The sequence below is a fragment of the Pseudomonas sp. CM27 genome (assembly GCF_013179515.1).
Taxonomy (GTDB): Bacteria; Pseudomonadota; Gammaproteobacteria; order Pseudomonadales; family Pseudomonadaceae; genus Aquipseudomonas.
The window spans coordinates 1-14449 of the sequence record NZ_JABMCN010000151.1 but is presented as its reverse complement, the minus strand read 5'-3'; the positions used below and the strand labels follow the sequence as shown (position 1 = coordinate 14449).

14 protein-coding genes are annotated in these 14449 nt (G+C 64.0%); 12 read left to right on the top strand and 2 right to left on the bottom strand.

Annotated features, from left to right (window positions below; translation table 11 throughout):
* A partial coding sequence (locus HP547_RS18525) for an MFS transporter (RefSeq protein WP_172287046.1) occupies nt 1–762 on the top strand: 762 nt, incomplete at its 5' end.
* Here the strand turns inward: HP547_RS18525 and HP547_RS18520 are convergent.
* Complete coding sequence (locus HP547_RS18520) at nt 733–1770, bottom strand: dienelactone hydrolase (protein ID WP_172287045.1); 1038 nt, start codon at nt 1768–1770, stop codon at nt 733–735. The genes HP547_RS18525 and HP547_RS18520 overlap by 30 nt on opposite strands.
* Nucleotides 1771–1970: 200 nt before the next feature.
* On the opposite strand from HP547_RS18520, the gene yghU reads away from it, so the two are divergent.
* The 6 genes from yghU (at nt 1971) to HP547_RS18490 (ending at nt 9049) form a co-directional block, all read left to right on the top strand.
* Nucleotides 1971–2813, top strand: a complete 843-nt coding sequence (gene yghU, locus HP547_RS18515) for a glutathione-dependent disulfide-bond oxidoreductase (protein ID WP_172287044.1) — start codon at nt 1971–1973, stop codon at nt 2811–2813.
* Between the two features lie 173 nt (nt 2814–2986).
* Nucleotides 2987–4690, top strand: a complete 1704-nt coding sequence (locus HP547_RS18510) for an amidase (protein WP_172287043.1) — start codon at nt 2987–2989, stop codon at nt 4688–4690.
* 183 nt (nt 4691–4873) lie between these two features.
* The gene (locus HP547_RS18505) at nt 4874–5545 is read left to right on the top strand and encodes a transcriptional regulator (RefSeq protein ID WP_172229891.1); all 672 of its coding nucleotides are present in this window, start codon (nt 4874–4876) and stop codon (nt 5543–5545) included.
* On the top strand, nt 5542–6459 hold the full coding sequence (locus HP547_RS18500) for a pyridoxal-phosphate dependent enzyme (RefSeq protein ID WP_172287042.1): 918 nt from the start codon (nt 5542–5544) through the stop codon (nt 6457–6459). The genes HP547_RS18505 and HP547_RS18500 overlap by 4 nt, the downstream gene beginning before the upstream one ends.
* A 216-nt stretch (nt 6460–6675) precedes the next feature.
* The gene (locus HP547_RS18495) at nt 6676–7773 is read left to right on the top strand and encodes a carboxynorspermidine decarboxylase (protein WP_172229885.1); all 1098 of its coding nucleotides are present in this window, start codon (nt 6676–6678) and stop codon (nt 7771–7773) included.
* 31 nt (nt 7774–7804) lie between these two features.
* Nucleotides 7805–9049: a saccharopine dehydrogenase family protein gene (locus HP547_RS18490; protein ID WP_172229882.1), complete on the top strand. Its 1245-nt coding sequence runs from the start codon at nt 7805–7807 to the stop codon at nt 9047–9049.
* Nucleotides 9050–9107: 58 nt separating this feature from the next.
* Here HP547_RS18490 and HP547_RS18485 read toward each other — a convergent pair whose 3' ends face one another.
* Nucleotides 9108–10154, bottom strand: coding sequence for a class I SAM-dependent methyltransferase (locus tag HP547_RS18485; RefSeq protein ID WP_172229879.1), 1047 nt, complete (start codon nt 10152–10154; stop codon nt 9108–9110).
* A gap of 281 nt (nt 10155–10435) precedes the next feature.
* Here HP547_RS18485 and HP547_RS18480 point away from each other — a divergent pair, with 281 nt between their 5' ends.
* The 5 genes from HP547_RS18480 to HP547_RS18460 all read left to right on the top strand — a co-directional run.
* A complete protein-coding gene (locus HP547_RS18480) occupies nt 10436–11773 on the top strand; it encodes a UDP-glucose/GDP-mannose dehydrogenase family protein (protein WP_172287041.1) in 1338 nt (445 codons plus the stop codon).
* Nucleotides 11761–12735 carry an NAD-dependent epimerase/dehydratase family protein gene (locus tag HP547_RS18475; RefSeq protein ID WP_172287040.1) on the top strand — a complete coding sequence of 325 codons (975 nt, stop codon included), beginning with the start codon at nt 11761–11763 and terminating at the stop codon, nt 12733–12735. The genes HP547_RS18480 and HP547_RS18475 overlap by 13 nt, the downstream gene beginning before the upstream one ends.
* A gap of 34 nt (nt 12736–12769) precedes the next feature.
* A complete protein-coding gene (locus tag HP547_RS18470) occupies nt 12770–13513 on the top strand; it encodes a glycosyltransferase family 2 protein (RefSeq protein WP_172287039.1) in 744 nt (247 codons plus the stop codon).
* Entirely contained in the window at nt 13510–13782 is a 273-nt protein-coding gene (locus HP547_RS18465) for a lipid-A-disaccharide synthase N-terminal domain-containing protein (RefSeq protein WP_172230592.1), read from the top strand. Before HP547_RS18470 ends, HP547_RS18465 begins: the two co-directional genes overlap by 4 nt.
* 3 nt (nt 13783–13785) lie before the next feature.
* Nucleotides 13786–14449 (top strand): glycosyltransferase family 39 protein (locus tag HP547_RS18460; protein WP_172287038.1); only part of this gene is annotated, 664 nt, incomplete at its 3' end.

Below are 14449 nucleotides of genomic sequence, written 5' to 3'. Positions count from 1 at the left end.
CCCGAGCACACCGCGCGGGTAATTTCATGGAACGGGATCGCTTCCTATGGCGCCATCGCCATCGGTGCGCCACTGGGTGTGGTGGCCGTGGAGGGGCTGGATTTCAGCGTCCTGGGGCCGGCTTTGCTGGTACTGGCGACCGTTGCCTTGCTGGTGTTGCGCAAACGGCCCGACGTGGTGGTGGTGCGCGGCGAACGCCTGCCCTTCTGGTCGGCGTTCAGCCGGGTTGCACCGTGCGGCCTTGGCCTGACCCTGGCCTCGATCGGCTACGGCACCCTTACCACCTTCGTCACCCTGTATTACCTGGAGCGCGGCTGGGCAGGCGCTGCCTGGTGCCTGAGTGCCTTTGGCGTGTGTTTCATCATTTCGCGGCTGTTGTTCGTCAACGCGGTCAACCGTTTCGGTGGCTATAACGTGGCAGTAGCCTGCATGGCCACCGAAGTGCTCGGCCTGGGCCTGCTGTGGCTGGCACCTTCACCGCCCTGGGCGTTGGTTGGCGCAGGGCTGACCGGCTTCGGACTGTCGTTGGTGTACCCGGCGCTGGGCGTCGAAGCGATCAGGCAGGTGCCCAGCAGCAGCCGTGGCGCAGGGCTGGGGGCGTATGCGGTGTTCTTCGACATGGCGCTGGCCATTGCTGGCCCGCTGATGGGCGCTGTCGCCGTGCACCTTGGCTATGCCTCGATTTTCTGCGTGGCGGCCCTGCTCGCCCTGGCGGGGGTAGGCCTGACGTTGTTACTGGCGCGGCGCGCTGGACGCAGCTGAGCGCTCGTCGGCTTGTGGCGCACCTAGCACCTGGCTGAAGAACGCTGCCGTTTCCTGCTGCAATGAGTGATGAATATGCCGGCGGTCCACGCCTTCGGCATCCTTGCACAGCGCCGGCATCCGCGCATGCTGCTCGGCATCGCAACGGGCCATGAACACGAAATGCCCGGCGCCGGCCAACAGGCGGTAGTCTGGCGTGACCGGGAGCTTGCGGACCAAAGCCTCGGCGTTGCGGTCCACGGCCACCAGCTGATCGCTGTCGCCGCTGTAGATCAGCGCCGGCACCTGCACCCCGGCCAGGGCATGGCGGCCGAACAGCAGGCTCAGCGGCGCCATCAACACCACCGCCCCCACGCGCGGGTCTGCCTGGGGCGCCAGCTCGCTGCGGTCGGCAATCAGCACACCGTGGGTCTTGCAGGCATCGGCATCGTTCGGGCGCTCCAGGCAGTACTGGCGCAGACGGTCCAGGTCGGGGCGTGCTCCAGACAGGATCAATGCGGTTTCACCGCCGGCCGAGTAGCCAATCACACCGACCTTGCCCTCGTTCAGGAAAGGCCCGACCAATTCATCGTTGCGGGCCGCCGTGATTGCGGCACTGACCTGCAGCGGTCGGCCATAGAGGTTGCTCAGAGTGCCCAGGCGGCTGTGATCCCGGGCGTTGTCACCGGGGTGAACCACCGCCACCACGACAAACCCCTGGCGCGCCAGCGAGGTGGCCAGGTAATGCAGGGCCAACGGGCTGCCGGTGTTGCCGTGGGACAGTACCAGCAGCGGAAAGCGCCCCATGGCTACGGGCGCCTCTTCGGCCACCTCGACCGGGTAACCGTCGACACGGGTGCTGCGGATAGTGCCAACGGCTGGGTAGAACGCCAGCGCTTGCATGGGCCGGGCATCGACCGGGTCGGCGAGGATCATGTGGTGCAATCCGGCAACCCAGGGCGCGGCCTCAGCTTGTGCCAGCAGGCCGCCGAGCAGGGCCAGCGTCAACAGGCAACGTCGGATACTCATCGGCAGGGGGCTCCTCGCTGGGCTCAGCGATACCCCAGCATAGAGCCGGGTGGCGCTGCAGCAGATGAAAACTGGATGAAACCATCGCCATGCATCGCGCGCTTGCGCCCTGTGCATTTGCGCATTTCGCCGAACCCGTGGCATAGATACAGGTCCACGTACTTACGTGACCGTTTCGCGCCATTGAAGGAGATTCATGCATGAGCAAGCCCGCTTACGTGCCGCCCAAGGTCTGGCGCAACAGTGCAGGGTCCGGTGGCCAGTTCGCCAGCATCAACCGCCCGGTTGCCGGTCCGACCCATGACAAAGACCTGCCGCAGGGTGAACACCCGCTGCAGCTCTACTCCCTGGCCACGCCCAATGGCGTAAAGGTCACCATTGCCCTGGAAGAGCTGCTTGCATTGGGCCATGCCGGAGCCGAATACGATGCCTGGCTGATCCGCATCGGCGAGGGCGACCAGTTTTCCAGCGGCTTTGTGCAGGTCAACCCCAACTCGAAGATACCCGCCCTGCTCGACCGCAGCGTCGAGCCGCCGGTACGGGTGTTCGAGTCGGGCTCGATTCTGCTGTACCTGGCGGAAAAGTTCGGCGAATTGCTGCCAAAGACTCCCGCCGCGCGCACTGAAACGCTGAACTGGCTGTTCTGGCAAATGGGCGCGGCGCCTTACCTGGGCGGTGGTTTTGGCCACTTCTATGTGTACGCGCCGGAAAAAATCGAGTACGCGATCAACCGCTTCACCATGGAAGCCAAGCGCCAGCTGGATGTGCTCGACCGCCGCCTGGCGGAAAGCCGCTACCTGGGTGGCGAGGAATACAGCATTGCCGATATCGCCGTGTGGTCCTGGTACGGCCAGCTGGTTCGCGGCACCGTGTATGACGCGGCCGAATTCCTGGCGGTGCAGGAGTATCCGCATGTGCTGCGCTGGGCCGAGGAAATCGCCCAGCGCCCGGCGGTGCAGCGAGGCACCCGGGTGAATCGGACCTGGGGCGATGAAGACACGCAGGTGCCGGAGCGGCATGCGGCTGCTGACCTGGCACGCTGACGCCCGCCCCGTGGAGGAGCGACCTTGCCGAGGCGCTCCTGCAAAAGGCCCACGCAACGCTGGACAATGCCTGCCTGCACAAAACCATTTGCCCCTGCGCAAACCTGCTTCCGCCAAGCCCTTCTTGTACACTCCTCGCATTAGCCCCCACCTGCACATTTTTTGGTGAACGCATGATCGAGGTAACCGAGGTTTCCATTGCCGAGCTGCGCGACGCGCTCGAGTCGGGCCGCACGACAGCGGTCGAGCTGGTCAAGGCCTACCTGGCACGTATCGATGCCTACAACGGCGCCGATACCGCCACCGCCCTGAACGCCGTAGTGGTGCGCAACCCGGAGGCGCTGAAAGAAGCCGAGGCATCCGACGCTCGCCGTGCCAGCGGCCAGGTGCTGAGCCCGCTGGACGGCATCCCCTACACCGCCAAGGACAGCTACCTGGTCAAGGGCCTGACCGCTGCATCCGGCAGCCCGGCCTTCAAGGACCTGGTCGCCCAGCGCGACGCCTTCACCATCGAGCGCCTGCGCGCCGCCGGCGCTGTGTGCCTGGGCAAGACCAACATGCCGCCCATGGCCAACGGTGGCATGCAGCGCGGTGTTTATGGCCGTGCCGAAAGCCCGTACAACGCCAACTACCTGACCGCGCCATTCGCCTCGGGCTCGTCCAACGGGGCCGGCACCGCCACCGCCGCCAGCTTCAGTGCGTTCGGCCTGGCCGAAGAAACCTGGTCCAGCGGCCGCGGCCCGGCGTCCAACAACGGCCTGTGTGCCTACACACCGTCACGCGGGGTGATTTCGGTACGTGGCAACTGGCCGCTGACCCCGACCATGGACGTGGTGGTGCCTTATGCCCGCACCATGGCCGATCTGCTGGAAATTCTCGACGTGGTGGTCGCCGATGACGCCGACAAGCGCGGCGACCTGTGGCGCCTACAACCTTGGGTGCCGATTCCGGCGGCCTCCACCGTGCGCCCGGCTTCGTATCTTGAACTGGCAGTGGATGCCAGCGCGCTCAAGGGCAAGCGCTTTGGCGTACCGCGCATGTACATCAATGCCGATGCCGAAGCCGGCACCTCGGAAAAACCAGGCATCGGCGGCCCGACCGGCCAGCGCATCAATACCCGTGCCACGGTGATCGACCTGTGGCAGCAGGCCCGCAAGGCCCTGGAAGCGGCCGGCGCCGAAGTACTGGAAGTGGACTTCCCGCTGGTATCCAACTGCGAAGGCGACCGCCCGGGCGCGCCAACCGTGTACAACCGCGGCATCGTCAGCAAGGCATTCCTGCATGACGAATTGTGGGAGCTGTCGGGCTGGGGCTTTGACGATTTCCTGCGTGCCAACGACGACCCCAAGCTCAACCGCCTGGCCGATGTCGACGGGCTGCTGATCTTCCCCCACGACCCCGGCACCTTGCCTAACCGTGAAGACGACCTGGCCGCCGGCATGGACGAATACGTCAACATGGCCAAGCGCGGCCTGAAGACCTGGGACCAGATCGAGACTCTGCCCGATGGCCTGCGCGGCCTGGAGCGCACCCGCAAACTGGACCTGGAAGACTGGATGGACAGGCTTGGCCTGGATGCGGTGCTGTTCCCCACCGTGGCCGACGTGGGCCCGGCGGATGCCGACGTCAACCCGGCATCGGCGGATATCGCCTGGAGCAACGGTATCTGGGTGGCCAACGGCAACCTGGCGATCCGCCACCTGGGCGTACCGACGGTTACGGTACCGATGGGTGTGATGGCCGATATCGGCATGCCGGTCGGGCTGACCTTTGCCGGGCGGGCCTACAGTGACAATGCGCTACTGACCTTCGGTGCCGCCTTTGAGGCGACCGGCTCGCGCCGCATGGTCCCGCCGCGCACGCCGGCACTGGGCTGAGTATCGGGGCTGCTGCGCAGCCCATCGCTGGCAAGCCAGCTCCCACACCGATCACATTGCCCTAAGGCCATGCGGTCCCTGTGGGAGCTGGCTTGCCGGCGATCAGGTCGGCAAAAACAACACACATCGCGAAATTCAACTTAATGTGTAAAAATACACAAAACGTTGACTTTGTGATTTGTCATGCCCATTTCCCCCAACGAAGAACGCCAGCTCACCCTCACCGTGCTCAAGGCCGCCATCCAGGCCTTGGGCAGCGTTGCCGCACGCAACATGGAAATCCTCCTGCATGACCTGGACCACCCGGAGCATTCCGTGGTGGCGATCGTCAATGGCCAGCTTTCCGGCCGCAGCGTCGGCAGCCCGATCCTTGCCGCCCCGGAGCAGGACCAGGGCTTCAAGGCGCTGATGCAGGCCTCGGCGGACCAGCGCGGCTGCGAGCCCGTGGTACTGCCAGATTACCCCACCACCCTCAAAGGCCGCACCCTGCGCAGTGCCACGGCGATATTCCGCGACAGCACCGGCCACCCCTTCGCCAGCCTGTGCGTCAACACCGACGTCACCGACCTGGCCGCCGCCATGAATTTTCTACAACAGTTCCAGCCACTGGGCGCCGAGCCCGCTGCCAGCGAACCCGCCGACATGGAACTGCTGATGAGCGAGATCATCCAGGCCTCCCTGCAAAGTGGCCAGGGGCGCATGAACAAGCAGGCCAAGGTCGAGGCCGTACGGGTGATGCAAGAGCGTGGCCTGTTCATCGTCAAGGGCGGCGTGGAAAAAGCCGCCAGCGCCCTCGGCGTGACCCGATACACCATTTACAACTACCTAGAGCAACTGCGCGGAGCCAGCCAATGACCTTGCATATCCACACACCCCTGATCGAATCCCGACCGCTGTCGCTGGCCGCTGGTCGCAACATCTGGCTCAAGCTCGATGCCCTGCAGCCCTGCGGCTCGTTCAAGCTGCGCGGCGTGGGCCACGCCTGCGAGGTGCACAAGGCGCGTGGCGCACAGCATTTCGTGTCATCTTCCGGGGGCAATGCCGGCCTGGCGGTAGCCTATGCCGGGCGCAAGCTGGGCGTGCCGGTGACCGTGGTGGTGCCAGAGACCACTACCGAGCGGGCCAGGCAGCTGTTGTGCCTCGAGGACGCCAAGGTGGTGGTACATGGCAGCTCCTGGCAGGAGGCCAACACATTGGCCCAGACCCTGGTCGGCCCGAATGACGCCTTCATCCACCCGTTCGACGACCCGCTGCTGTGGGCCGGGCATGCCAGCCTGGTGGATGAAGTGGCCGAGGCCGGCCTGAAGCCGGACGCCGTGGTGCTGTCGGTGGGCGGCGGCGGCTTGCTCAGCGGCGTGGTCGAAGGGCTGCGGCGCAATGGCTGGGACGATGTTCCGGTACTGGCGGTCGAAACCACGGGGGCGGCGTCGCTGCATGCGGCCATGCAGGCAGGGCATTCCGTGGAGCTGGAGCGCCTCGCCTCGGTGGCAACGTCGTTGGGCGCCAAACGTGTTGCTGACCAGGCGCTGGCATGCACGCAGCAGCATCCGGTGCGCAGCCACCTGGTCAGCGACCGCGCCGCGCTGGAGGCCTGCGAGCGGTTCCTGCTGGACCACCGCGTACTGGTCGAGCCGGCCTGTGGGGCAGCGTTGGCCTTGGCCTATGACCCGAGCAGGCTGGGGAGTTTCCAGAATGTACTGGTGGTGGTCTGCGGCGGGGCTACGGCGACTCTGGAACAGATTCAGGCGTGGTTGCAGCAGGCGGATTGAGGTTGCCTGCGCCGGTGCCATCCGTCACATCAATTCAGTCCTTCTCCGGTGATTACGATAGTCACATGCCACTGATCTACTGAGCCCGCCGCAACCGAAAAATCCCTTCGCAATGTCGTCAACCCTGACGAAATGCGTATCGCACCCTTTCGGTCTGCGGCAAGTGAAGGCACAATGCGTGTCCTTTTTTTGGCCGGCCTGGCCGGGGGCCTTTAAATGATCAAGACGCCGTATTACCTCATCGATAAAACCAAGCTTCTCAGCAACATGGAGAAGATCGCCTACGTGCGTGAACACTCCGGCGCCAAGGCGCTGCTGGCACTCAAGTGCTTCGCGACCTGGTCGGTATTCGACCTGATGCAGCAGTACATGGACGGCACCACCTCGTCCTCCCTCTTCGAGCTCAAGCTCGGCCGCCAGAAGTTCGCCGGTGAAACCCACGCCTACAGCGTGGCGTGGGCTGACGACGAGGTCGAGGAAATGCTCGAGAACTGCGACAAGATCATCTTCAACTCGATCGGCCAGCTGCAACGCTTTGCCGAACAGTCCGAAGGCAAGGTCCGCGGCTTGCGTGTCAACCCGCAGGTGAGCAGCTCCGACTACCTGCTGGCCGACCCGGCCCGCCCGTTCAGCCGCCTCGGTGAGTGGGACCCGGAGAAGATCGAAAAGGTGATCGAACAGATCTCCGGCTTCATGTTCCACAACAACTGCGAGAACGGTGACTTCAGCCTGTTCGACAAAATGCTCACGCACATCGAAGAGCGCTTCGGCCACCTGCTGCACAAGGTCGAGTGGGTCAGCCTGGGTGGTGGCATCCACTTCACCGGTGAAGACTATGCGGTCGACGCGTTCTGCGCGCGCCTCAAGGCTTTCTCGCAAACCTACGGCGTGCAGGTGTACCTGGAGCCCGGCGAAGCCGCCATCACCAACAGCGCCTCGCTGGAAGTGACCGTGCTCGACACCCTGTACAACGGCAAGCACCTGGCCGTGGTCGACAGCTCGATCGAAGCGCACCTGCTCGACCTGCTGATCTACCGCCTCAACGCCAAGATGGCCCCCAATGACGGCGAGCACACCTACATGGTCTGCGGCAAATCGTGCCTGGCCGGTGACATCTTCGGCGAGTACAAATTCGATCGTCCGCTGGCCATCGGCGACCGCCTGTCGTTCATCGACACCGCGGGTTACACCATGGTCAAGAAAAACTGGTTCAACGGTCTGAAGATGCCTTCCATTGTGGTCAAACAACTCGACGGCAGCGTCGAAGTGGTCCGCGAGTTCGGTTTTGAAGACTACGTTTCCAGCCTGTCGTAAGACCGGCTTTCAGTAAGGAGCAAGGGATAAATTGAAGAAGAACGTTCTTATCATTGGTGCAGGAGGTGTCGCCAAGGTGGTGGCCCACAAGTGCGCGCAGCATAACGACGAACTGGGTCGTATCGCTATTGCGTCACGGAACATCTCCAAATGCCAGGCCATCATCGACAGCGTCAAGGCCAAGGGTAGCCTCAAGGTACCCGCCGACATCCAGGCCTTCTCGCTCAACGCCCTCGATGTCGAGGCCACCAAGGCACTGATCCGCGAGACCGAATCGCAGATCGTGATCAACGTGGGTTCCGCGTTCCTCAACATGTCGGTGCTGCGTGCCTGCATCGATACCGGTGTCGCCTACCTGGACACCGCCATCCACGAAGAGCCGGGCAAGATCTGCGAAACCCCGCCGTGGTACGGCAACTACGAGTGGAAACACCTCGAAGAGTGCCAGGCCAAGAACATTACCGCCATTCTCGGCGTCGGATTCGACCCGGGTGTGGTGAACAGCTACGCCAAACTGGCGCAGCAGCAGTATTTCGACAGCATTGATTCGATCGACATTCTCGACGTCAATGCCGGTTCGCATGGCAAGTACTTTGCTACCAACTTCGACCCGGAAATCAACTTCCGCGAGTTCACCGGGCAAGTGTACAGCTGGCAGAACAGCCAGTGGACCAGCAACAGCATGTTCGAGGTCAAGCGTACCGACGACCTGCCCGTGGTAGGGTCGCAGAACCTGTACCTGACCGGGCACGATGAAGTTCACTCGATTTCGAAGAACCTCAACGTGCCGAACGTGCGTTTCTGGATGAGCTTCGGCGAGCACTACATTAATGTGTTCACCGTGCTGAAAAACCTGGGCCTGCTCAGCGAGCAACCGGTGAAAACCGCCGAAGGCCTGGAAGTGGTACCGCTGAAAGTGGTCAAGGCCGTGCTGCCAGACCCGGCCTCCCTGGCCCCTGGCTACACCGGCAAGACCTGCATCGGTGACCTGGTCAAGGGCACCAAGGATGGCCAGCCGCGCGAAGTGTTCATCTACAACGTGGCCGACCACGAAGAAGCCTACGCCGAGACCGACAGCCAGGGCATTTCCTACACCGCAGGCGTACCGCCAGTGGCTGCAGCCCTGCTGGTCGCGCGTGGTGAGTGGGATGCCAAGCGCATGGTCAACGTCGAGGAGCTGCCAGCCGAGCCGTTCCTCAAGGCGCTGGACGTGATGGGCTTGCCGACCCGCGTCAAAGATGAAAAAGGTGATCGTCCCTGGGACGCTGAAGCCTAAGTAACAAGACAGACAGGGCGCCATCGCGGCGCCCTTTCTGTTGTTGCTGGCCTGACCGCTACTTTCGCGCTTCCAGGATGAGGTTGAAGGGCGTCTGCGTCGCCCGCCGAAACCGCCTGAAGCCCGCCTCCTCGAACACTGCCCGCAATCTTGCCTCCCCGGCCTGCGCACCCAGCCCAAGCCCCACCTCCTGCGACAGCGAGTTCGGCGTGCAGATAAACGTTGACGCCGCATAGAACAACCGCCCGACCGGCGTCAGGTTGCCGTCCAGTGAATCCTCGGCATAAGGTTCCACCAGCATCACCGTGCCGTCCGCCTTGAGCGCCCGGTAAGCATGCCTGGCCGCCCCCACCGGGTCGCCCATGTCGTGCAGGCAATCGAAGAAACACACCAGGTCGTGATCATGCCCCGGGTAGTCCTTTGCGCTGGCTTGCTGGAAGCTGACCCGGCCCGTCAATCCCGCCTCTCGCGCCCGCTGGTTGGCAGTGGTGATCGAAGGCCCATGGTAGTCATAACCGACAAAGGTCGAAGCCGGAAACGCCTGGGCCATCACCAGGGTCGAGGCACCGTGCCCGCACCCCACATCTGCCACCTTGGCGCCGGCCTGCAGCCTGGCCACTACGCCCTCCAGCGCGGGCAGCCATTCGCTGACCAGGAACGTGCGGTAGCCCGGCCGGAAGAACCGTTCGGTACCGCTGAACATGCAGGGGTGATGGTCGCCCCAGGCCAACCCGCCATCGCCGCGCATGGCCGCCACCAGCTTGTCCTTGTCGTGGAACAATGCCGCCACCACCGCTGCGCCGCCGGCCATGTAAGCCGGGGAATCCTCCAGCGCCAGCGCCATGGCCTGCTCTTCGGGCAGCACGAACCGGCCCTTGTCATGCACCATGTAGCCGGCCGCCGCTTGGGCGTTCAGCCATTCGCGCACCAGCCGCGGGTGGCAGCCGGTCTTTGCCGCCAGCGCCTCGGGGCTGGTCGGCTGGCTGTCGGCCATGGCCCGATAAAGCCCCAGTTCGTCGCCCAGAATGACATTGGCCAGGGTCGCCGCCGCGCCCATGTCGCCCACCAGCTTGCCCATGAAGTCGTGAAGCCGTGCCTCGTCCATGACCTGCCCTCCTCTGCAAGAAGGCCATCGCCAGCGAGGGACATCCGCTCCGGGGTGACGGTGGTCGATTGGATGGAATGGCGCGCTGCTTCAGCAAGGTAGCGAGCCATTCGTAAGTTTAGATGTCTCCAGGGCGCACATCCGCGATTTGGACTACACACGCACAATCCTCGATCTACATGCGCAAACTGATTCGGCACAGGGCGATGACCTGCGCAGGTAACAATATCTAAACAAGACTGTGACATTTTTTTTCAGCTTTCCTATCAAGGAGCTGTCAGATGAAAGTCACGGTTTTCGGTACCGGCTATGTCGGCCTGACCCAGGCAGTGTGCCTGGCGCAGGTGGGGCACTCGGTGTTGTGCATGGATGTCGACGCCGAGCGGGTCGCTGCACTCAATGAAGGCCAGTGCCCGATCTTCGAGCCCGGCCTGGCGCCGATGCTGGAGAACAGCCTGGCCTGCGGTCGCTTGCGCTTCACCACCGACGCCGCACAGGCAGCCAACTACGCCAGGCTGCAGTTCATCGCGGTGGGCACCCCGCCCCACGCCGATGGCAGCGCCGACCTGAAGCACGTGTTTGCCGTGGTCGACTGCATCCTCGAACATGCCACCGGCCCCAAGGTCATCGTCAACAAGTCCACCGCACCGGTCGGCACGGTGCACCGCATCAAGGCGCGCATTGCCCAGGCCGTGGCCGACACCAGCCGCTTTCAGGTCATCAGCAACCCCGAGTTCCTCAAGGAAGGCTCTGCGGTGGACGACTGCATGCGCCCGGAGCGCATCATCATCGGCGGCGCCGAGGCGGCCGAGGTGGAGTTGCTGCGTGAGTTGTACCTGCCCTTCAGCCGCAACCGCGAAAAACTCATGATCATGGATGCGCGCAGTGCCGAACTGACCAAGTACGCGGCCAACTGCATGTTGGCGACCAAGATCTCCTTCATCAATGAAATCGCCAACCTGGCCGAGCACCTGGGCGCCGACATCGAAATGGTACGCCGGGGCATCGGCTCGGACCCGCGCATCGGCTATGATTTCATCTACGCCGGCTGCGGCTTCGGCGGCTCGTGCTTCCCCAAGGACCTGCAAGCCCTGCGCCGCAGCGCCGAGGCCGAAGGCTTCGAGCCGCAACTGCTGCGCGCGGTCGAGTCGGTCAACCAACAGCAAAAGGGCCGACTGTTCAGCAAGATCCAGCGCCATTACCCAGGCGGCCTGCGGGGCAAGGTCTTTGCCCTGTGGGGGCTGTCGTTCAAGCCCAACACCAATGACATCCGCGAAGCCTCCAGCCGGGTCCTGCTCGAAGCGTTGTGGGCAGCAGGTGCGCGGGTGCAGGCCCATGACCCGCAAGCCATGGAGGAAATCCAGCGCCATTACGGCCCGCGTGCCGACCTGCAGCTGGTGCCGTGCAAGGACGATGCGCTGAAGGGCGCAGATGCCCTGGTGATCGTCACCGAATGGCAGGACTACCGCGTGCTCAACCTGGACAAGGTGCCGCAACAGCTGACCGACCGCGTGGTGTTCGACGGGCGCAACCTGTTCGAACCCGAACACATGGCCGCCGCCGGCCTGACGTACTACGGCATCGGCCGTGGCCAGGTGCAGCCAGCATGCCGGTACTGATTACCGGCGTCGCCGGCTTCATCGGCTTCCACCTCGCGCGACGCCTGTGCGAGGCAGGCATCGAGGTGGTGGGCATCGACGACCTCAATGCCTACTACAGCGTCGAACTGAAACGGGCACGCCTGCAGCAGCTGCATGGTTTCGCCAATTTCCGCTTCCAGCCCCTCGACATCGCCAACCCGGCCGAGCTGCAGCAGCTGTTTGCCGGCCAGCCGTTCAGTGAAGTCATCCACCTGGCGGCCCAGGCCGGGGTGCGCTATTCGCTGGACAATCCCGGTGCCTATGGCCAGGCCAACCTGGTGGGTTTCCTCAACGTGCTCGAAGCCTGCCGCCAGTATCCGCCGCGCCACCTGATCTATGCCTCCAGCAGCTCGGTGTACGGCGCCAACGCCAAACTGCCCTTCAGCGTCGACGACCCGGCCGAACAGCCGGTGTCGCTGTACGCCGCCAGCAAACGCGCCAATGAGCTGATGGCGCACAGCTATGCGCACCTCTACCAGCTGCCAACCACCGGCCTGCGGTTTTTTACCGTGTATGGGCCGTGGGGGCGCCCCGACATGGCGTTGTTCAAGTTCACCCGCGCCATGCTCGAAGGCCGGCCGATCGAGGTTTACAACAATGGCCTGATGGGGCGCGACTTCACCTATATCGACGACATCGTCGAGAGCGTCGTTCGGTTGCGCCTGAAACCGCCACAACCTGCCGCCGGCCAACCGCCCTGCCAGCTGTTCAACATCGGCCGCGGCCAGCCCGTGCGGCTGTTGCACTTTGTCGAATGCCTCGAAGACGCATTGGGGATCAAGGCGCGGCGCGACTACCTGCCCCTGCAACCGGGTGACGTGCTGGAAACCTGGGCGGATGTGGGTTCGCTGGCGCGCTGGATCGACTTTACCCCAGCCACGTCCCTGGAATACGGCGTGAATGCCTTTGTCGGCTGGTACCGGGACTTCTACCGGGTCTGAGCCGAGCAATCCCAACAAGATCACAGGAAACCCCATGACAGACCCACTGGACCTCTCGGTACTCATCCCCGCCAGGAACGAGGTCGACAACCTGCCGTCACTGCTGATGGAAATTCGCAGTGCACTGGCGGCCGAAAACTATGAAGTACTGGTAGTCGATGACGGCAGCAGCGACCGCACCGTAAGCGTACTGCAGCAACTGAAAAGCCAGGGCTACAGGCAACTGCGCATCCTCCGTCACGACCGTTCGCTGGGCCAGAGCACTTCGCTGTGGCATGCCGCACAGGCGGCCCGCGGGCATTGGTTGGCGACCCTGGACGGCGACGGCCAGAACGACCCGGCCGACATCCCCGGCATGCTCGCCCTGGTGCGCGCGAACCAGGACTTGGCCGGCGGCGTCAAGCTGGTGGCCGGGCACCGGGTGAACCGCCGCGACAGCGCCAGCAAGCGCTGGGCCTCGCGGTTTGCCAATGGCCTGCGCAGCCGCTTGCTCAAGGACGCCACGCCCGATACCGGCTGCGGGCTGAAACTGATCGAGCGCGCTGCGTTCCTGCGTCTGCCCTACTTCGACCACATGCACCGTTTCATCCCGGCGCTGATTCTGCGCCACAACGGCCGCATGCTGGTGCACCCGGTCAACCACCGGCCACGTCATGCCGGCGTTTCCAAGTATGGCAACCTCGACCGCGCCCTGGTGGGCATCCTCGACCTGTTCGGGGTGTGGTGGCTGATCCGCCGCACGCGCCTGGACACGCGCCCGCAGGAGCTTGAAGGATGACCCGCGAGACCCTGTGGCTGATCATCGGCTTCGCCGGCCAGGCGGTGTTCACCGGGCGCTTCGTGTTGCAGTGGCTGTACAGCGAATTCAAGCGCCGCAGCATGATACCCGTAGGTTTCTGGTACCTGAGCATGCTCGGCAGCGCGTTGCTGCTGACCTACGCCATCTACCGGCAAGACCCGGTATTCATCATCGGCCAGAGCTTCGGCTTTCTGGTCTACCTGCGCAACCTGCAATTGATCGCCCGCCAGCAGGAACAGAAGGAATAGACCTTGGCAAACTTCAAGACGCTCAGGGCCGAACGCTGGGCCCTGATCGCCCTCGCGGTGCTGCTGGTGGGCGCAGGTATCGGCTGGCGCCAGCCGATGAATGTCGATGAAGAACGCTTTCTCGGCGTGGCCCTGGAAATGCTGCAAAGCGGCAACTGGTTCATCCCCCACCGGGCAGCGGAAATCTATGGCGACAAGCCGCCGCTGTTCATGTGGACCGTGGCCTTGTTCAGCTACCTGAGCGGCTCGCCCAAGGTCGCGCTGTACCTGCCTGGGCTGCTGTCGGCAGCGACCATCACCTGGGTGTTGCACGACCTCGGGCGACGCCTGTGGAACCGGCGCATCGGCGTGATTGCCGCGTTGCTGTTCCTGGCCACGTACCAGAGCTACAGCATCCTGCGCACCGGGCAGATCGACAGTTTTCTGTGCCTGTGGGTGGCGCTGGGCTTTTACGGTATGGTCCGCCACCTGCTGCTAGGGCCGGCCTGGGGCTGGTTCTACCTGGCTTGCGCAGCCATGGGCCTGGGCATCATCAGCAAAGGGGTGGGCTTTGTTCCGGCACTGATGCTGCTGCCCTACGCCTGGGCGGTGCGTCAGCGTTGGGGCGGCGTGGTCGCCATGCGGGGCCAGGGTTGGCGCTGGAGCCTGGGGCTGCTGTGCCTGCTGG

What these genes read in the sequence shown, in the direction of transcription:
- HP547_RS18465 (WP_172230592.1), top strand. Translation starts at nt 13,510, where the DNA reads ATGACCCGCGAGACCCTGTGGCTGATCATCGGCTTCGCCGGCCAGGCG.
- HP547_RS18510 (WP_172287043.1), top strand. Translation starts at nt 2,987, where the DNA reads ATGATCGAGGTAACCGAGGTTTCCATTGCCGAGCTGCGCGACGCGCTC.
- HP547_RS18520 (WP_172287045.1), bottom strand. Translation starts at nt 1,770, where the DNA reads ATGAGTATCCGACGTTGCCTGTTGACGCTGGCCCTGCTCGGCGGCCTG.
- yghU (WP_172287044.1), top strand. Translation starts at nt 1,971, where the DNA reads ATGAGCAAGCCCGCTTACGTGCCGCCCAAGGTCTGGCGCAACAGTGCA.
- HP547_RS18505 (WP_172229891.1), top strand. Translation starts at nt 4,874, where the DNA reads ATGCCCATTTCCCCCAACGAAGAACGCCAGCTCACCCTCACCGTGCTC.
- HP547_RS18480 (WP_172287041.1), top strand. Translation starts at nt 10,436, where the DNA reads ATGAAAGTCACGGTTTTCGGTACCGGCTATGTCGGCCTGACCCAGGCA.
- HP547_RS18475 (WP_172287040.1), top strand. Translation starts at nt 11,761, where the DNA reads ATGCCGGTACTGATTACCGGCGTCGCCGGCTTCATCGGCTTCCACCTC.
- HP547_RS18500 (WP_172287042.1), top strand. Translation starts at nt 5,542, where the DNA reads ATGACCTTGCATATCCACACACCCCTGATCGAATCCCGACCGCTGTCG.
- HP547_RS18495 (WP_172229885.1), top strand. Translation starts at nt 6,676, where the DNA reads ATGATCAAGACGCCGTATTACCTCATCGATAAAACCAAGCTTCTCAGC.
- HP547_RS18485 (WP_172229879.1), bottom strand. Translation starts at nt 10,154, where the DNA reads ATGGACGAGGCACGGCTTCACGACTTCATGGGCAAGCTGGTGGGCGAC.
- HP547_RS18470 (WP_172287039.1), top strand. Translation starts at nt 12,770, where the DNA reads ATGACAGACCCACTGGACCTCTCGGTACTCATCCCCGCCAGGAACGAG.